Here is a 19,468-nt window from a genome sequence, read left to right as displayed (position 1 = left end):
TCTTTTCAATAGGTAGCTGCCTATTTTGCCTTGATCCCGGACTCTCTCATGGCCTTAGCGCATGCGAACTCAAGTCCGGCTTCGCCAAGTTTCTTTCCGGCTTCGATAGCGGCCTTTCTTGCTGCGCTATCAGGCTTGCCCTGTACCGCAAGCCCTGCCGATTTTATGTCGGATCGCTGGACGAATCTTACATTGAAGAAATCCAGAAGCTTTTCTATGCTTTCGATACAGGTCAGCTGACCCCCTTCACCGGTCGCAAATGCCATCACGGGCTTATCCTCGAAAAATTGCTTGAAAGGAAGTGACCTGTCGAACAGTGATTTAAGATCGCCGCTCATGTAGCTATAATATGTCGGTGACCCGAAGGCTATGGCACAGCTATTTCCTATATCCGGTAAGTTCACTTCGCTGGCCCTCTTCATGACGACATTGAGATTCCCGGAGCTTTTAACCCCCTCCGATATGGCCCTCGCAAGCTCTTCCGTGTTACCTGAGTATGAAGTGTATATGATCAGTACATAGGGTTTTTCGGGCATAATTATCACTAAATAATTATAATATTCTCTTACTGATAACTTTACCCCATCACAAAACAGCTTACTGATAACGAAGCGCCAAATAGTACGAATGTTCTGGTGTATGCCGGACATGCCTCCGCTGCCTTAAGCTTTCAATGATCCGGGATCAAAGACGCCCCGCTTAAGGCCGGCAGACATGTCCGGCACCTGAATTCACGGCTTGCGTTTGGGAGAAGCTCAGAGAACACCATGGATGATCGTTCTCTTCACCTTTTACTTGTTCCGTTATCGTAATGCACTTCCGGGCCGGAAGCGGCACAGTATCGCTAACCGGCCCCAGTGCTATTCCATCCTTCCTCAAACCCACACATTTCGTCTGCTACACAGGTTTTAATTTATATTTGGATAATAGGGAGCATTAAATAGCATATGCCTCTTAGAGTCAGTGGCCATTTTTCGTATCCATGATACTGAGCATAAACCACTCGCATCATATGAGGTCATAAAAGTAGATTAAACTCTTAAATTTATAAATATTACCAAATAAAATAACTATTAGCTTAGATTATTAAGAATTTTAAGCAAAATCGCATGAATAGACTGTTAGCGGCATAAAAAGTAAAATGTAACAATAATAAATGGTAAATATACCATAACTCTTATGATAATGGCTTAATCCCGAATTAATAATAAAAAATGGTTTATCAAGTTTGGGGTTAGCCAAACCTGACAATATCAGTTCATATGCTTCCGACGAACTTGGGGCGCTTTGAAAGGTGATCCGCCACTGGCAGCGGCCTTGTCGGCAGCTCTTCAGTCTCGGCCTTTATGCGCGACGCAAGCTCTTCGACGGTCATGTCTATCTTCGCAGGTTTCTTCTGCTCGGATTCCGACCTGACGACTACGGGCAGAGTCTCGCCGCCCATTTCCGCGTCTCCGATAGTGACCACGTACGGGATCCACTCCTTACCGGCGTCCCTGACCTTCTTGCCGACGGTCTCGTCCCGGTCGTCTATGTCGACACGTATGCCGTTCAACTTTGCGGCAATGGCCTCGGCATAGGGAACGTGCTTATCCGAGAGGGTGATCACCCTGACCTGGGTCGGCGAAAGCCATACTGGAAGCATCGGGACCTTGCCCTTTTCGCTTTCCATGAACTCTTTCTCGAGAAGGCCGTAAATACACCTCTCAATGGCACCGGACGGCGAACAGTGGAGGACTATCGGCCTCTGCTTCGAGCCGTTAGCGTCCACGTAGGTGATGTCGTAGCGCTCCGCGTTCTCCACGTCTATCTGGACAGTGGAAAGTGCGCTGGCCTTTTCCAGAGAGTCTATGAAGTTAAACTCGAACTTGAGCACGAAGTAGAAGAATCTCTCCTCCCACATCTCGATGACGACAGGCTTGCCAGCCCTTGCCACCAGGCTTTCTATGAACGCCTTGTTCTGTACATAGAAATCTTTGGTGAACCTTATCGCTATCTCATAGTCATTCAGGTCGATACCGACCGTTTCCAGGGTCTCTATGCACATGTTGTACTGGTCCTTGAACTCGTTGATGGCGCCGTCCATATCCGTACAGAGAGTGTGCATATCCGGCATCGTGAAGGCCCTAAGCCTTCTGAGCCCCACAAGCTCGCCGCGCTGCTCCTTTCTGAACGAGTAGCGAGTAAGCTCGATCATCTTCATCGGGAGGTTCTTATAGGATATGGTCATGTCGTGGCTCATCAGGAACTGGCCGAAACATGCCGCAAACCTTAAGAACAGGTTCTTTTTGTCGGCTATGACAGTGTATTGCCTTGCAGGGAACCTGTCAAGGTATTTTTTGAGCGTCGGATGCTCCATGTCATACATGATGGGCGTCTCTACTTCCATCGCGCCCTTCTTGTAAGCCTCGTTAAGGACGAAATTCTCGAGCAGGCTCTTCATCATCCTGCCCTTGGGATAAAACCTCATGTTGCCGGGATCGCTTCCGGGCTCGTAGTCCGCGAGCTCCAGGCGCTTCATTAGTTCCACGTGAGGCGGCACGCGGTCGACGGCCCTCTTTTTGGCCATCTCGTAGTCGACGAATGCCCTGAGCTTATCCTTACCGGAATAGTCATAAGATTTAGGATCTTTAAGAGTGCCGTCAGAATCGAGTATATAGAAATAGCTCTTGAGCTTTTCCTCTGCCTTAACGGCCTCTGAAACAACCTCTGCCTTCTCCGCCGGGGCGCTTACGGTAACGGTCTCTACGCCTTCCGGTTTTATGGACCTTGACAGTTCTGACAGCGGATGGCCTTTGCACTTGATAGAGAACGCCTTATACCAGCCGAACGGAGCCCTCTTGACCTCGTAGTTCTTTCCGGCCAGTGCTGCTTCGAGCGCCCTTAAGACATCTACGGCCGTTTTCGGCGAGGATAGGTTTGAGCTTAAATGAGCGTAAGGGTATAACATTATCCGGTTGGTTTTTACCTGCGAAGCGACCTTTTCGATCTCTTCCACGCCCTTGCCGATCACGTAGGACACGCTGGACTCGTCGGGTTTTTCGACAGCTATAAAAGCGGTGAGCGCCTCCTCCATCCTGCCGGACATTACGTCCTCCCCTATCTTCTCGGCGACGGGAGTGCTCTTCTTAACTTCATATTCGATGAAATCCGAATGGATGAGTAGTAATTGCATTATTCCACCCTAATGGTGAAACATAAGGAACATTTAAAGTTATATAATTTGGGGTTTGGGGAGTTCAGGACGGAGTAAAATAGGAACTATACGTATGATCAAGAAGAATTTGTGCCCCTTGAGGCATATAAGGTACGATCCTATCGTCTTTATCACCACCAAGGGCTCAAAGGACCACTAACTGTTAACCACTAAATCTTTGATGAGCGGGGTCTTGCTCAGGTTTTAAGAATGAAAATGTGTTTTACTCAATGGTCTTTGATGTGAAGTTTTTATGGTTGTGCCTGTCGGATGGCAGGTATACACGTAACCTCACAAAAACACGGAAACACAAAAATTTTTTATATGATTTTTTAAGTGCTCAAAAAGCACTAAGAGTTTACTCACCAAACCACAAAGGGCTCAAGTATCACAGTCAACGCTCTAACACCTCTAACGCTCGGCTCAACGCACTAACCTCTCTAAGTCACCAACGCTAAAACAAGACCCCGAACATTCTCCAAACCACTAAAGTTTAATATCCCGGTCTGTGCTCTCCTGAACTATGGCAGGGATATATTAGTCGTGTAAGCGTCAACCGTGCAGTTAAAATTTAGTGTTTTTGGGAATGTTCGGGCCTTGTTTTAGAGTTGGTGACTTAGAGCGCTTCGAGCGTTGAGCTGGGCGTTAGAGGTGTTAGTGCGTTGACGGTGATACTGGAGCCCTTTGTGGTTTGGTGAGTGAACTTTAGAGATTTCGTGATCTTAAATTCTAAAAAAAATTTTGTGGTTCTGTGTTTCTGTGAGGTTACGTGCCTACCTGCCATCCGACAGGCACAACGGCAGAACATCAATCCCGTAATGAATTGTTATATGCACGTCTTTACAATGACCATCTAAAAGTTTTTCATGGGAGCGCACAAAGGCGAACAAGGAACACAAAGAACTTTTTTAGAAGATTAGCATATACTTTAAAAATTTTTGTGTACCTTACTCGCCTTCGTGCGCTTAGTGGTTAACAATTTAGTGCACCTTATTCGCCTTTGTGGAGACTCAGATTAGGATGAACAAATATTCAAAGAATTTTCAAGCGGATTCGGAAGCATTTAAGACCGAACCCCGGCTTGTCTGGCGTTTGTACTTTAATCCCCGGTTTTAGCATAAAAATATCGATGTTTTTTCGTTCAAATCTATACATTATAGCGCATGAATAATCGTGATAAATGGAAATCTTTATTTATCATGATTGTTTATCCAGTATTGTGTGAGGAACACAGGAGGTTCCGCAATTCCATCCGCGCCAAATTATGAAAAGACTCAGACAGAATATGACAGGCATGAAAAATGCTGGGACATCAAGTGTGAAAACGGAATAGAGATCGTTGATAAGACCGGGACTTGCAACCTTGACTATAACAGGGTATGCAAGAACGGGTTTTGCTTCGACGAGGTGAAGAAGGATTTTGACTGGTACTACACCGGACAGGTAAACATCGCCCATGAGACCATCGACAGGCATGCGAATTCCTGGAGAAAGAACAAGATAGCGTTATACTGGGAAGGCCCGGATAACGAGCACGAAAAATACACTTTCATGGAGCTTAAGACGCTCACTGACAAGTTCGCTAACGTGCTGAAGATGGCGGGCGTGAAGAAGGGGGACAGGGTTTTCACCTATCTGCCCAGGATACCTGAGCTTTATATAAGCGCCATATCAATTGCCAAGGTCGGTGCCATATTCGCCCCTCTTTTCGGAGGCTTCAGGGCCGAGGCGGTAAGGGACAGGATGAATGATTCGGGCGCAAAGGTCGTCATTACCACCCCCGAGATGAAAAAGATCGGGATCGAGGAGATACAATCCGAAGTCCCGTCGCTTGAGAAGATCATACTTGCGGACGTTCCTGAATCCTACAAATTTAACGACAACGAGCTTAGCTTTGACGCGGAAATGACTTACGCCCCTGAAGAATGCAACATGGAATGGTGCAGCCTTGAAGACCCGGTCATCATGCACTACACCTCCGGCACTACGGGAAAATCCAAGGGTGTGGTCCATGTGCACAATGCCATGATAGGGCATTATATCACTACGAAGTGGGTCCAGGACCTCAGGGATGACGACGTGTACTGGTGTACCGCGGATCCCGGGTGGGTCACCGGAACGTCCTACGGCATATTCGGGCCATGGCTTACCGGGGCGTCCCAGGTCGTATGCTCGGGGAGGTTCAGCCCCGACGCATGGTATTCGGCCATAGATAAGTATAAAGTGACGGTCTGGTACACTGCGCCGACAGCGCTCAGGATGCTGATGAAGGCCGGCGACGAGGTCATTAAAAATTACAGCCTCAGGTCACTGAGGTACATAACAAGTGTAGGAGAGCCCCTTAACCCTGAGGTCATCAGGTGGGGCATGAAGGTTTACGGCCACCCCATCCACGAGAACTACTGGATGACCGAGACCGGTAGCAACATGATCGCCAACTTCTATGGTCTGCCACTGAAGATCGGATCCATGGGTAAGCCTTTCCCGGGCATAGAGGCGGCTGTTGTTGATGATTCCGGCAAGGTCCTGCCTCCTGGAGTTCCTGGCAATCTCGTGATAAAGCCGGGGTGGCCGTCCATGATGCGGTCCATCTGGAATAACCCGGAGAAGTACAGGGAATACTTCCGCATACCCGGCTGGTATGTCACAGGCGACAGCGCGTTCGTGGATAATGACGGGTACTTCTGGTTCACCGGAAGGGTCGACGATGTCATCAAGACGTCGGGCGAGCGCGTGGGCCCGTTCGAGGTCGAGAGCGCGCTGCTTGAGCACCCGGCAGTCGCGGAGGCAGGGGTCATCGGAAAGCCGGACCCCCTGTACGGGAATATAATCAAGGCTTTCATATCCCTGAAATCCGGATATGAGGGCTCCGAAGAGCTTAAGAGGGAAATTTCGGGCTTCGTCAAGACGAAGCTTGCGGCACATGCTTTCCCGCGCGAGATAGAGTTCAAGGCAGGTCTGCCGAAGACCCGCAGCGGCAAGATCATGCGCAGGGTGCTTAAGGCCCAGGAACTTGGACAACCGCTGGGTGACCTGGCGACGCTCGACGACGAATGATCATTGAAGGATATCATGATTCGCCTTAGTTGTTCAAAGGAGGTGATACCTGGACTCATAATGACATAGTGAACAGATCATTATTGACAATAGATCCGAAGGAGGTGATCAATAACCCGAACTTTAAGGCCCTGTCGGGCATATCATTATTGACACGACAAAAATACGGGAGGTGATAAAAAACACGATTCGACAATAATCATCTCAAACATTATGACAGGAATATTTGTAAGATAACAACAGGAACTTTAATACGAAAAAACGTAAATTTGGAACATTTTTTGAACTAAAATGAAAATATGTATTATTTTTTAAGGGCTTAATCGAAACCTTTATTTATCATTATTGTTAATTATAGATTGTAGTAAGAAAAGGAAAAATACGCGCGACGAATAAAAAAGACCGCCCGATAAAAACAATACCGGGCAGGCGAATTTCACGATCACACACATCATGAGGCCTGATAAGAGGAAGGATTATCCTGTCAGGCTATCGTTCGGAAGACATACACAGGAACGATGGGGGTGTTTGAAAGACTACACTAAATAAAACCCCGGATGAAAAGTGTCGCGAGATGCCAGGAGAAGCATCTCGAAAGGAACGAGCCATAAGACGGAGGTGATTAACGAGATCTCATACGCGAATAAACCATCCGATACAATTTAAAGGGGGTGAACAACCAGTAAGCGGATCCCAAATTTTGTAAAGGAGTAAAAACGTGTATGGACATCACGAGATGTCATTGATCAAGTATTCATCGCGGCTGGCAGCATTATGACTGCCGGCCCGGCGATAAGCTCCCATGGTTTTTTAAATTATTTTGGCCCTTTTTAGGAAGGCTTATTTTGCGACCAATAAGACTATATTGGGCCTATATTATATCCCCTATGGAATTTCAATGATCACCGACGATTTTGACTACCTTGCACCCGGAGGCAGGTCTTTTACGATCACTTCCGGCTTAATATCGAAGCTGAACAAGCGCTCGCGCGTCCTGGAGATAGCGTCAGGAAGAGGCGAGGCCGCATGCGCGCTCGCGGGTGAATTTGGATGCAGGGTAGAGGGGTTCGACCTGGATCCCAACATGGTCGAATACTCAAGGCAGAAGGCTGAAGCTCTAGGGATCCCGGATCTTGTGAGCTTTGACGTTATCGACGGCAGGGACCTGGATTTTGGCAAGGGTAAGTATAACCTGATACTTGCCGAAGGAGGCGCGCTAACTTACATAGGCCGTGAGGACGGCGTTGAGAAGTGCGCCGAACTGCTGAAGGATAACGGATATCTGGCGCTTACCGACCTTATTTATATTAAGGTGGATGTCGATAAACGCGTAAGGGACGTCTACGAGGAAGGCGTTTATTCTTATTTGAACGAGATCGATTACCGTAAGCTGCTGGAAAGAAATGGCCTCGAGATAATTCATTTATCCATGGTCCCGCAGTCGGCGTGGGACAGGTACTACATATCGATGCGCAGGAAGATATCGTCGCGCCTGTGCAAGTTTACGCAGGAATTTAAGGATGCGATGGCAAACGAGATCGACGTCTACTATAACTGGGGCGGAATGGAGAGCGTAGGTTATGTGTACATCGTGGCGAAAAAGATCCCTCACGACCGGCGTCTTGCTGCAGGGCCTGAGGATCTGAGGATATCTACGGTGGGTTCCGGGTATTATCAGTAGGACCGGGCGATCGATAATTAACCCATAAAAACTCTATATTTTATCCTGCGGGGATTGTGCGGAAAATATAAGTATGAGAATGTATATTTTAGGTTCGCATTTGTTCAGTGATTTGCTCCGGTAGTGTAGACCGGCCAATCATGCCGGCCTTTCGAGCCGGCGACTCGGGTTCAAATCCCGACCGGAGCACTATTTTGTAGGGGATATATATTGTCCCCTTTTTATGTCATATTTTTTTTTAATTTTGAAAATAAGTATATTAGTCCATTTATGTTAGATCTATAATGGTATAGGTACATGTGCCTGGCAAAAGTAGTGCATGAGTTTCGGCATATATTAATGAGGAGTAATTGCTATTAAATCACTAAATTTATGGTGATAGTAATGAACCCGGAACAGGTGCGGAGATTACGTCTTCATGCCCAGCACCTTGATAAAAAATCTCCTCTGAAGGATGCGGAATTAATCATACGGTCGATGGTTGGTGTGAACGCCCAATTCTACCCGGCCATGATGTTGTCCTTGTGTGCCCGCATTAAAGGGTTGGAACAATCTGACATTGAAGCGGCGATAAAGCAGAAGGGCCTGGTGCGAACTTGGACTATGCGTGGTACCATACATCTCCACGATCCAAGTGATTCGGACTGGCTAATCCAGCTTCTCAGCCCCGTATTCATTAAAAAAGGCATAATACGCCGCCGTGAGCTTGGGCTGGATGAAGAAAAGGTCGCCAGGTGCCTCAATGAAATCCATGAAATATTAAAAGGCGTTGGGCCGATAACAAGAGTCGAACTAATTGATAGGTTGATCGAAAGAGGTTTAAACATTGATCGAAAAAGCCAGGCACCTTATCACCTGATAGTTCGGGCTGCCCTGGAAGGACTCTTATACGTTGGCCCGGAGAGTGGAGAGGGCGAACAGACCTACTACTACAACGATGGGGAGAATAAACAACAATCCCTGACCGGTGATGACGCCCTAGCTGAACTGGCGATCAGATATTTGAAGGGATACGGGCCGGCAACCCAGAATGATTTCGCCTCGTGGTCCGGTCTGACACGCACCGATGCAAATAAGGGATGGAGTCTTCTTTTTAACAGGGGATTGATTAAGGAAATAAAAATTGATAATCATCTTCTCTGGGCGGAAAAACAAATTAATACGTTTGAAGAAGGGGAAAACGTGGAGCCTGTTGTCAACCTGCTACCTGCATTTGACTCGTTTGTCCTGGGATATGCCGACCGGGAATATCTCGTTCCCGAAAAGTACCGGAAAGAAGTGTATCATGGCGGTCAAACAGTGCCAGTTGTACTGGTCGATGGTCTAGCAGCCGGCACATGGAAGTATGAACGTCACGGTAAACGGCTTAACATCCGAGTGAGCCTGTTCAAGCCTATTGACAAGACGATACGTGAGTTAATTGAAGAAGAAGCGAATGATATAGGAAGATTTTGGGGTCAGCAGGCATCCCTTTCATATCAAATCTAACTTTTCCAATACCAGAGCCTTTTTTATGGACAGCGACGAGATAGAATATAGGGGAGTCGTACTTAGTCGTAAAATCCCCCTGCGAGTACTACGCACCAGGCAGAACGGATAATACCACGAAATTGGTAAAGCCTGGATCAGGCTACTGGATCCTAAGTAATGGCAATTTTACGCTACATGTTACATGGTATGTGCCATCATAAAAATAGAGAAGAAATGGTTAACCCTTTCTCCCTTATTAATTTTTATATATTAATAGGTCAACCTCTTGTTTATACCCTGATTAAAAATATAACGGGTATAGCCTTTATTATTGGCTATACCCATTTTTTTATTATCACAGGCCCCACTACTAGGGTCTGACACAATTATAGCAAGCTGGCTAGTTATAACTACAAGGCAACCTAGCATTTATTTTCAAAGTATTAGAAAAATGTGACATAAAAAGGGGACAATATATATCCCCAGCACTATTTTGTATTTTAACTTGTTTTTAAAAGATATTGTTATTCCGAAAGAGTTGCTACAGTAATAAGTTTTTGAAAAGCCGGCGTTCTGGCATATAACATTATAGATATTATTTCCACTTCACGCGGTTAGATGCTCGTTCTATTTGATAATTTTTAACTTATTCTTTCACGCGGTTCGACGCTCGGCCTTTGGCCTCGCTACTCGGCTTTTAGGGTGCTCCGATGTCAGGGCCGGGCTTGCACCCCGCTCGCATTTCTGCTTCGCAGAATGCTCGCTCGCAAGCCCTAAGCGACGCGGACTAACGCCGCGTCCATTACCCTGCCATCTACGCATCCCTTCGCTCGCTTCGCTCGCTACGGGCGGACCCTAAAAGCCTCCGCCGAACGCGATCATATATGAATTTTTGATTTCTGAAGACAGGACATTATACATTAATTCTTAGTACCATTTAGTATTCGGAATTTATCGTTTTTCAACAAACAAAAACATCGCTGACATGCACAAGGATTTATAAACATATCGATAACATTTCGATTATCCATGGATTTGCTTAAGGCAGCGCTCGATTTAGTGATGCGATTCATTTACAGGACCGCGTTATCGCTACGATACAGTACGTCGAGAAAGACCAGCGTACTTGTGGGCGGTTTTCTGGTCACGTTCTCATATATGCTGATCGGCTTGCCGTTTCTTCTCGGGTATATTAACCGGTCTATCAAATACCTGTTAAACGGGATCACAATACTTCCCCCAATGAACCATTTAGTACAGATGTATGCTGATGGCATCCGAATTGCCTTTATCGCCGTGGAATATGCATTGATCAGCTCGATCATATATATTCTGGCGGTAACGATAGCAGTATCTGTTCACGATATTGCGTCCCCTGCTATCGGGGGGCTTGAGGAAAGCGCAAGGGCCCTTATTCTGAACACGGATGGAAGGGGTGTTGTTGTCATATCGAAAGGGTTCGTTCTCGCCTCTGCATTCATCGAGGGATTGTTGTACGGTATGCTTTTCGGGAACTCATGGCTAAGATATGCGGCATACGGGAGTTTCATATCGGCGATCAACCCGATATCTACATTAAAATGGATAGCAATGAACCCGCGCCTGATGTGGAACAACATGTATTCGATAGGAGTGGCAAGCTTCCTGATAGCCGCGCCGGGAATACTTGCATACATATCATTGACGGGGGGAAGACTATCCTCGATTGCTGCGATCATCGTGGGCCTGCTTATGCCGTGGGTAATATTTATCGGATTTATGTCGAACGCATATATCAGGATCAACAATTTTCACCAGATGATGAGAAAAGGCCAGATCAGGCATGTATAAAAAATCAGTAATAAGTTGGTCCATAAAAAACTAAAGATCAAAAAATCCTGGTGAGATTGGTAACATACCGGGAATATAAAATTATAAATAAAATTCTAACTTTTTTATCGGTTCCCATATTTAAATTACATAATTTTTATTTTATAAAATCAATATAATTAATATGGGGATGGTATGAACCTTTGTAAAGTCTGTGCAGGCATGATATTGGTCATCATTATACTGATCATGATACCGTTATCGGGGATAACAGCATCTTCCCCGAAAGTCTTGAAGCTGGCCACTACGACGAGTATGTATGACACAGGTTTACTCGGCTATTTGATCCCTGCTTTTGAGAAAGACAATAATGTGGACGTACATGTATTATCGGTGGGGTCCGGTATGGCGCTTGATATGGGTAGAAGGGGGGAAGTGGATGTGCTAATCGCGCATAGTCCGGCAGATGAAAAGACATTCATGTATCAAGGCTATGGCAAGGAAAGGAAACAGTTTGCACATAATTACTTCGTCATAGTCGGGCCGGCCAATGATCCTGCCGGGATCAAAGGTATGAGCGCTCCTGAGGCAATGAAGAGAATAGCGCTGAAAAAGTCCCCATTCGTTTCAAGGGGGGACCGATCCGGCACCCATATGATGGAAATGGAACTCTGGAATAAAAGCGGTGTGACAAAACCCGACTCTACATCTTCATGGTACATGGAGACAGGGACAGGCCAGGCTGAAAGCCTTAATACGGCGAATGAGAAGCAGGCGTATATGCTTTGCGATATAGGCACATTCCTTAATAATCATAAATACATGAACCTGGTCTTGCTTGTGGATAAAGACCCTATGCTGGTGAACAATTATGACGTCATAACAGTAAATCCGACAAAGAACCCCTTCGTAAATTATGATATGGCTAAGAAGTTCGCAGATTACCTTACAAGCCCCGATGTTCAGCGGAAGATCGGGGAATATGGGAAGAAAGAGTTTGGCAGGCCTTTGTTCTACCCGGAGCTTGAGGTTGAGATAGCCGGATGATGGTTTCAACATCCACATATTTTTATTAGGTGCCATTTTGAATAGAAAGTAAATTAATTGATAACATGGATCGAAATATGAAAAAGGTCAGGCGCACTACTTTTCAAACAACTTTTTATACTCCCCGTAGCCCTCTTTTTCCAGGTCCTCTTTGGGTATGAACCTTAATGCCGCAGAGTTTACACAATATCGTAATCCTGTGGGAGCCGGCCCATCCTCGAATACGTGGCCAAGATGCGAGTCCGCTTTCTTGCTTCGGACTTCAGTCCTTATCATGCCGTGACTGGTATCCATTTTCTCCGCTAAGATCTCTTCCTCGATAGGTTTGGAGAAACTAGGCCATCCGCATCCTGAATCGAACTTGTCCTTCGAGCTGAATAGCGGCTCGCCCGATACAATGTCCACGTATATCCCCTCCCTGTCGCTGTCCCAGAACTCGTTCTGGAATGGCGGCTCGGTCGCGTTCTCCTGCGTTACGGCATACTCGATCGGCTTCAGCTTTTTCTTTATTTCCTCCTTAGAGGGCTTTGATTTGGAAATTGATGACATTTATACCCCCTTAGACCTTATCGGGCACGTCCGGGGCTTGTCTTTCCAGAATCTCTCGATGAAGGGGCTCCTGCCTGAAGCATACTTATAGCGGCCGTACTGGCCGGGCTGCTTTTCAGAATAGCCCTGATGATACTCTTCGGCCGGGTAGAAAGTCTGAGCTTTTTTGATCTCGGTGGCTACCGGCTTCTCTATGATCTCCGCAAGCTTCTGTTTAGATGCCTCTGCCACTCTTTTCTGCTCGTCGTCAAGATAAAAAATGGCCGTCTTGTATTGAGAGCCGCGGTCCGCGAACTGTCCCCCGGCATCCATCGGATCTATCTGGCGCCAGAAGACATCAAGGATCTCGCCGTATGAGATCCGGGAAGGGTCGTATGTTATTTCCACGGCCTCGTAGTGGCCCGTATTGCCCGTTGATACTTCCTCATAGGTCGGGTTTTCCTTTGTTCCCCCGGTGTATCCTGAAATTACTTCTATCACTCCCGGCACGTTCCTGAACGCTGACTCTATGCACCAGAAACAGCCTCCTGCTAAGATCGCTTTTTCCTGTTTCATGTCATCCGGCTCCCTTGTGACGAGTTTCTCCGGCAGTGGCCATATATGCCCTGTAGTCGGTCTCGTCTACAGATATTATCTATTGAGTCTGGATTTTAGGAATATAAACTATCCCGGCGTTACTGGCGTCTTATTATGAAACTTATTACGGCACGTCAAATTGACACCGTCAATGCGATATTCTCTCCGGATACTCATGCTTCTCCCGGAAAAGCCAGTCCTTGAGCAGCAGCGGGGTTATCAGTGTGCAGATGAGGCTTGCCATGATTATCGAAATGAACACGTCCTGTTCCATTATCCCCATGGACAGCCCTACAAGAGCGATGACCATCGCCATTTCGCCGCGCGGGATCATTCCGGCACCGACAGTCAATGAATCATGAAGGTCCATGCCGAGTAATTTTGCAGGCAGGCTGCAGCCGATGAACTTTGACAGCGATGCCACGATCGCGATAAGAATTATCAACGGTATTATCGCTGCGGTCACCTCGTGCAGATCTACAAGGATACCAAGCGAGATAAAAAAGATCGCAGCGAAAGGAACGTAAAGATATTCCGAGCCTTTCTTGATGCTCAGGCTGTGCTTTAGCGATACCTTATTGATCGAGACGCCGGCGATAAACGAGCCTATCAGCGGGGAAAGTCCAAAAAAGTCAGCGACGAGCGCGTAGATGAACGCGATGCATAAGCCGAAAAGAAAGACGAACTCCGGGAACTTTAAAGCGAGCCCGGAAGAGTCTACCTTCATTATAAGCCTGTCAACAATATACAACCCTGCAAGTGCGGCCAGAACGATATATAAGATAGGCCTTAACACCGAAATGGCGATCTCGGCGAAGGTCACTGCCCCGTATACAGTGTCGACAGTTATGGAAAGGACTATCAGGGCCAGGATGTCGTCCACTACCGCACTGCCTATTATAGCGTTGGCAACTTCGGTATGCAGCTTTCCCATCTCCTTGAGCACGTTCGCTGTTATTGCAATGCTTGTTGCTGTGAGTGCCGCGCCTATGAAAAAAGCTCCCTCTATACCGTAACCAAGATATTCCGCCGTAAGGAATCCGGCGATCCATGGCAGGATCACTCCAGATATCCCTATGGAAAAATATCGGACTTTTAGTAAGTCCGAGAAATGGAAATCAAAGCCTATTACGAAAAGTATAATGATCGCGCCTATATGCGCAAGCGCGCTAACAATATCAGTATAGGTGATAAGCCCAAGAACGCTGGGACCCACGATAAGGCCGAGAAGTATCTCTCCAACGACTGCCGACTGGTGTATCCACGAAGCCAGAAGGTAGCCTCCGACCGCAATGAGAAGGAGTAATGCTATCTGGAATTCTATGCTTAGAAGTTGCGTGTGATCCATGATAGTCCCCGGCCATCAGTTGTACGCTTAGATCCTATTGTGGGGATTGTCATAATCTAATAAAAGAGTTATCAATGCTATTGATCAAATGTTATCAAGAAAATCCTATATTATGACTTATTGATCGTGTCATAATATTCACTTTGATTGAGTATGGAAAAAGTTATGTCAATAATTTATAATTATAGCCATGTTCAGTGATACCTATGGAATACTCTATACGCCCGGTAACGGAAAAGGATAGATCGCCTGTAATAGACATCTTCAATCACTATATAGAGAACAGCCTTGCAGCGTTCCCTGAAAACAAAGTGGGGTACGAATTTTTTGACCTGTTAAGAGGTATGGCTAAAGGTTATCCGTTTTATGTAGTAGAGGCCGGTCCGGGCGACAAGGATGCAGAGGACGGCAGTATAATAGGATACGGATTACTAAGGCCCCATAACATGATGAGCACGTTCAAAAGGTCGGCAGAGCTCACCTATTTCTTAAAGCCCGGTAACGACCGCAAAGGAATCGGCACCCGGATGCTGAATATGCTGGTGGACGATGCGAGAAAGATGGGCGTAGATACACTGCTGGCAAGCACTTCATCCGTGAACCAGGCCAGCATTGACTTCCATAAGAAACATGGCTTTGTCGAATGCGGCAGGTTCCTGCGTGTCGGTAAGAAACTTGATAAGGACCTGGACATCGTCTGGCTACAGCGTTTCATCTGATAGGGCATATTAAGATTTAAAAGAACAGGTCTCGCGCCATCGCCGCGAACCTGTTAGACCGGTAATGATCGGCTCCGCAATAGTATGCGGCGACCGATTCGCAAAAGCATTCGCCGGCGTTCACGAGCGAGTACCCGGATATATCCATTATATCGGATCTATTTTTCCGGTCCCTGAAGAAGCCTTTCCAGTGCCTTTTCTTGTTCATGGACATATTCTTATATATCGTATGAGCGGCTTCGTGGAATACCAGATAATCGAAAACGTCATCGCATTCAGGATGCCATCCGCAGTCCATCGTACGCCTTAAAGAGTTTGTAGCCAGGTCATAATCCGATAGCCAGCGCTCATTAAGAAGGATCACCGGCGTCCTGATAAATGGGACGAAAGTGGTGACCGAGATCCCATACGTGCCGCAAAATTTGCCTTTGAAAAACGTCCGGTCGAGCTTTTCGACGACAGGGAGCCTGAAGTCCATCGTATGCATGGTCAGGCCCTCCGCAAGTCCCCTATGCACTGACCCAAGCCTTTTACAGGAATCCCTGATGGATCCCTGCACTCTGGTATCCAGTCTCGAAATATTGAGATTCATGTCCTTGATAGAAATATGGAGTGAGTCTGATGATGTTAATATAAATATTTTTCAAACATATCCCGTATTTCATTTGCCTATTAGCCCATTATTCCATTAATAGATGAATATTGACCATTATGACATGCATCTATTCTTAATTTAAACCTTATTAAGCAAAACAATCCGTAAAAAACTTATTAAACCCATAAAAAATAGGTAATATCTAGATTGGAGGTTTCTCTGACCATGGTTGACTGGAACTTATTGATTTTAGAGGCCCTGATATTTTTTGTTATCTTTTTAGTGGTAGAAGCGATCATAGTGGCATGCATCTGGTGGGAGCCGTTTTCCTGCACGGTCACTTCGATCCTGAACGGGGCCGCTCATCTGGCTTTGACTATAACAGCATGGGTCGTCACGATAATCGCCCCGATATTGACGGAGGCCGGCAGGGAACTGGCGATGGCTGTCACCGCGATAGTCGTGGCAAAAGTGCTGGAGCAATTCGTGAGCCTGATGACGATGATCGCTGTATGATCCGATAATACAATATCGCCCTGAACGAAACAACGGAAGCAGGACCACAACCTGCTTCCTCCCGGTCATTGACACGGTAAAAAAGATCACTGTTATTTACTTTTTATACTCTTTTCCGATACTGTAGGCTTTTCCTATATTCTCGCCGACGCTCCAGTAATTACCCTGTGACATCGAGTAAATGACGGGATCTACTTTCTGAATGTCAGGCAGGCCGTCGGTAATACAGTCTTTATCAACGTACACGTCGACGATCTCCCCGATAAAGAGAAAATGGCTGCCAAGGTCTAACGAGGTATGAAGCTTACATTCGAGCGACACGGGACACTCGCTGGCCATCGGAGCAGTCTCAAGCTTACCATAGAAAGACTCGAAGATAGCCGACTTATCGACCATGTTCCCCGAGACAAGGCCGCAGTAATCTGTCTTTGCAAGCTGTTTCCTGGACGGCATGTTCACGCTGAACGTCCTGTTCTCGTTAATTCCTTTGTTCGTATACCTTGCATGGTTCACTGCCACGGCTACCATAGGGGGCACCCAGTTGGCTATGCTCGCCCATGCGGCGGCCATATAGTTCGGCTTTTCATTGACGTTTGCCCCGATAAGCACGGTCGGCATCGGGAATAGGTACGGTCTGGGACCCATCGCTAATTTATCCATAAGCATCACCGGTAAGAAATGGTAAACACTGCTGATTAATAATATTGACGGAAAGTTTCCTCCGATACTCAAATTTTATTTTAATTTCTTGGCTAGATTTTCCAGACATATTTAAAATATGTAAGGAAAGAAGCTATCGCTTATAGGCTATAAGAAAGCTTTATATAAGCTACTGTCCATGATTTTATATACCCGGATTTATTCCGGGCCTGATTATTAGATATATAACGTTGAGGGAAAAATATGGTGATAGGTGGGTTTACCGATAGGGGTATTTATCGTAGATTATTGGCTGTCTTGATATTGATCACATTATTGATCGGTTCGGCCGGGCTATGTACGGCCGCAAATCCAACATATGTAATTCCGATCGGTACATATACCCCGGTAGTCTCGATAAATCCGGCCATAATATTCTCATTGACCACAAAGGTCAACATTGATTCCAGCTCGTTTAACATAAACCTGGATTCTCCCGCGACCATAACGGTCACGGCCAAGTATTATAACGATACGCCCATCGTGGGTGCCACAATAAAGTTAAAAAGTTCCGGCGGGACGCTGGGAAGCACGACCGGGACGACTAATTCTCAAGGAAAGTTCACCACTACGTTCAAGTCATCGACATCAGGTGTTTTTAACTTAAATGCCACTGCAAGCAAGTCGGGATATTACGATAGTACGACTAACGTGAACATTACGGTAAAGAACAACCCGCCATCTGCGTATTTCTCACTTTCGCCATCATCCGGGCAGACACCGCTGGAGGTCACATTCGACGCCTCGGGATCCACGGACATCGGCGGAACTATAACTACCTATTCATGGAATTTTGGTGACGGAAAGACAGGGACAGGTAAAACGGTAAAACACACCTACAATACCTCTGGCACGTATTACCCGTCGCTTACAGTGACCGACAACCTGGGGCTATCCAATTCGACATCAGGGCAGATCCTCGTCGGTGCCACGAACCAGCCTCCTGTAGCGACATTCTCTGCATCGGCAGTATCCGGCTCATCACCGCTGACAGTGACATTCGACGCATCTGACTCCGTCGATAACGACGGTACGATCACATCATACGCGTGGAGCTTCAGCGACGGCGGAAGCGCCACCGGAAAAGTTGTGAGCCATACATTCGATGGAGAGGGCAACTATACGGCGATCCTTACAGTCACAGATAACATGGGAGTATATTCCACCAATGAGACTCTCATAGCGGTAGAGGGCTCGGGAGGCGCGCCGGGACTGGGCACAGCCGCCATATTGATCGGGGCGCTGATCATACTCGCGATACTCGCTGTAGCAATATTCGTACTGTTAAAGATGTTCCAGAGTAACCTCCAGGTCATTCCAAAACAGAAGGAAGCTCCATGTGACGGCAAGTCCACGATACCCCTTAAGGTCTTATTCGTGAACGGGTTCGGCAAGCCGAAGAAACAAAGCTCGGACGTCGAAGTGGAGTTTGAGGCGACAGCAGGCAGTATTAAAAATGTCATCATACCCTCAGGAAGGGAACTTGTAGAAGCCGTACTCACAACTTCAAAGGAATGCGGCCCGGTGGACATAACGGCTAAGGCGAACGGTAAGATCGCAAAGGCGCAGGTAAAATTCATCTACGGTAAAGCGACAATTGAGATGTCGGCTTCTCCGGATTCCATACCGGCGGACGGTAAATCGTCGGCCAACATAACCATAAAGTTCAAGGACGGAGAGGGCAGCTATTTCTCCTGGATAGAGGAGAAAAACGTAGACATTAAAACTACACTTGGAACGATACCGGGCACAGTAAAGATATCGCCAAAGACGCCCGAAGTGACCACGAGCGTTACCTCCGGAGAAGTGAGCGGCACGGCGATAATCACTGCTGCGAGCGGTGACATTAAAGGCGAGACTAAGGTAGTGTTCAAAGGCCTGCCAAAGAGATTCTGTATGCACTGCGGAGCGCCAATGGAACTAGAAGCTCCGAGCTGCCACAAGTGCGGGCTTACTCCGCCTTCGGGAGTGGACGTGAAAGTCTGCCCGACATGCGAGACGGTGCTGCCGGAGGCTGCAAAGTTCTGCTACAGCTGCGGAGCAAGGCAACCTAACATGGAAAGTTAACATTAAAGAACGATAGGGCTTTCTAGCCCTATTCCTAATTTTTAAATGAAAACCTTTGTTATTAGCCAATTCGTCCACGAAGGTGACTAAGGTCCACTATTTTTTACCACAAAGTACACAAGGGCAACCAAGGAACACA

16 protein-coding genes and 1 tRNA gene are annotated in these 19,468 nt (G+C 46.8%); 9 read left to right on the top strand and 8 right to left on the bottom strand.

The window, feature by feature from the left end; genetic code table 11:
- Positions 1-20 precede the first annotated feature (20 nt).
- Both CUJ83_RS04990 and CUJ83_RS04985 read right to left on the bottom strand, forming a co-directional pair.
- Complete coding sequence (locus CUJ83_RS04990) at positions 21-536, bottom strand: flavodoxin family protein (RefSeq protein ID WP_230741182.1); 516 nt, start codon at positions 534-536, stop codon at positions 21-23.
- A gap of 722 nt (positions 537-1,258) precedes the next feature.
- Positions 1,259-3,175, bottom strand: a complete 1,917-nt coding sequence (locus tag CUJ83_RS04985) for a threonine--tRNA ligase (protein WP_230741181.1) — start codon at positions 3,173-3,175, stop codon at positions 1,259-1,261.
- Between the two features lie 1,350 nt (positions 3,176-4,525).
- Here CUJ83_RS04985 and acsA point away from each other — a divergent pair.
- From acsA to CUJ83_RS04965, 4 genes are all read left to right on the top strand, one after another.
- On the top strand, positions 4,526-6,253 hold the full coding sequence (gene acsA, locus CUJ83_RS04980) for an acetate--CoA ligase (protein WP_439651958.1): 1,728 nt from the start codon (positions 4,526-4,528) through the stop codon (positions 6,251-6,253).
- A gap of 898 nt (positions 6,254-7,151) precedes the next feature.
- Positions 7,152-7,934 (top strand): SAM-dependent methyltransferase, encoded by a 783-nt coding sequence (locus CUJ83_RS04975; protein ID WP_230741179.1) that lies wholly within the window; start codon positions 7,152-7,154, stop codon positions 7,932-7,934.
- A 114-nt stretch (positions 7,935-8,048) separates the two neighbouring features.
- A tRNA-Glu gene (locus CUJ83_RS04970) sits at positions 8,049-8,123 on the top strand.
- Positions 8,124-8,318: 195 nt separating this feature from the next.
- Positions 8,319-9,422, top strand: coding sequence for a winged helix DNA-binding domain-containing protein (locus CUJ83_RS04965; RefSeq protein ID WP_230741178.1), 1,104 nt, complete (start codon positions 8,319-8,321; stop codon positions 9,420-9,422).
- 636 nt (positions 9,423-10,058) lie between these two features.
- Here the strand turns inward: CUJ83_RS04965 and CUJ83_RS04960 are convergent.
- Positions 10,059-10,226 (bottom strand): hypothetical protein, encoded by a 168-nt coding sequence (locus CUJ83_RS04960; RefSeq protein WP_230741177.1) that lies wholly within the window; start codon positions 10,224-10,226, stop codon positions 10,059-10,061.
- A gap of 207 nt (positions 10,227-10,433) precedes the next feature.
- Here CUJ83_RS04960 and CUJ83_RS04955 point away from each other — a divergent pair, with 207 nt between their 5' ends.
- Positions 10,434-11,234, top strand: a complete 801-nt coding sequence (locus CUJ83_RS04955; RefSeq protein ID WP_230741176.1) for a DUF4013 domain-containing protein — start codon at positions 10,434-10,436, stop codon at positions 11,232-11,234.
- Between the two features lie 174 nt (positions 11,235-11,408).
- Complete coding sequence (locus tag CUJ83_RS04950) at positions 11,409-12,260, top strand: ABC transporter substrate-binding protein (protein WP_230741175.1); 852 nt, start codon at positions 11,409-11,411, stop codon at positions 12,258-12,260.
- A 96-nt stretch (positions 12,261-12,356) separates the two neighbouring features.
- Here CUJ83_RS04950 and msrB read toward each other — a convergent pair whose 3' ends face one another.
- The 3 genes from msrB to CUJ83_RS04935 form a co-directional block, all read right to left on the bottom strand.
- Complete coding sequence (gene msrB / locus CUJ83_RS04945) at positions 12,357-12,809, bottom strand: peptide-methionine (R)-S-oxide reductase MsrB (protein ID WP_230741174.1); 453 nt, start codon at positions 12,807-12,809, stop codon at positions 12,357-12,359.
- On the bottom strand, positions 12,810-13,364 hold the full coding sequence (gene msrA / locus CUJ83_RS04940) for a peptide-methionine (S)-S-oxide reductase MsrA (protein WP_230741173.1): 555 nt from the start codon (positions 13,362-13,364) through the stop codon (positions 12,810-12,812). It abuts the gene before it with no gap.
- Positions 13,365-13,533: 169 nt separating this feature from the next.
- Positions 13,534-14,733, bottom strand: a complete 1,200-nt coding sequence (locus CUJ83_RS04935; RefSeq protein ID WP_230741172.1) for a cation:proton antiporter — start codon at positions 14,731-14,733, stop codon at positions 13,534-13,536.
- A gap of 206 nt (positions 14,734-14,939) precedes the next feature.
- Here CUJ83_RS04935 and CUJ83_RS04930 point away from each other — a divergent pair, with 206 nt between their 5' ends.
- Positions 14,940-15,452, top strand: a complete 513-nt coding sequence (locus CUJ83_RS04930) for a GNAT family N-acetyltransferase (RefSeq protein ID WP_230741171.1) — start codon at positions 14,940-14,942, stop codon at positions 15,450-15,452.
- Between the two features lie 16 nt (positions 15,453-15,468).
- Here CUJ83_RS04930 and CUJ83_RS04925 read toward each other — a convergent pair whose 3' ends face one another.
- A complete protein-coding gene (locus tag CUJ83_RS04925) occupies positions 15,469-16,044 on the bottom strand; it encodes a hypothetical protein (RefSeq protein ID WP_230741170.1) in 576 nt (191 codons plus the stop codon).
- Positions 16,045-16,272: 228 nt separating this feature from the next.
- On the opposite strand from CUJ83_RS04925, the gene CUJ83_RS04920 reads away from it, so the two are divergent.
- Complete coding sequence (locus CUJ83_RS04920; protein WP_230741169.1) at positions 16,273-16,563, top strand: hypothetical protein; 291 nt, start codon at positions 16,273-16,275, stop codon at positions 16,561-16,563.
- A 96-nt stretch (positions 16,564-16,659) separates the two neighbouring features.
- Here CUJ83_RS04920 and CUJ83_RS04915 read toward each other — a convergent pair whose 3' ends face one another.
- Positions 16,660-17,223: a flavin reductase family protein gene (locus CUJ83_RS04915; protein WP_230741168.1), complete on the bottom strand. Its 564-nt coding sequence runs from the start codon at positions 17,221-17,223 to the stop codon at positions 16,660-16,662.
- A gap of 288 nt (positions 17,224-17,511) precedes the next feature.
- On the opposite strand from CUJ83_RS04915, the gene CUJ83_RS04910 reads away from it, so the two are divergent.
- On the top strand, positions 17,512-19,329 hold the full coding sequence (locus tag CUJ83_RS04910) for a PKD domain-containing protein (protein ID WP_230741167.1): 1,818 nt from the start codon (positions 17,512-17,514) through the stop codon (positions 19,327-19,329).
- The last annotated feature ends 139 nt before the right edge of the window (positions 19,330-19,468 follow it).

This window comes from Methanooceanicella nereidis, assembly GCF_021023085.1.
In the GTDB taxonomy this organism is placed as follows: Archaea; Halobacteriota; Methanocellia; order Methanocellales; family Methanocellaceae; genus Methanooceanicella; species Methanooceanicella nereidis.
The sequence above is the reverse complement of the archived record's forward strand: the minus strand, read 5'-3'. Positions and strand labels throughout refer to the sequence as shown.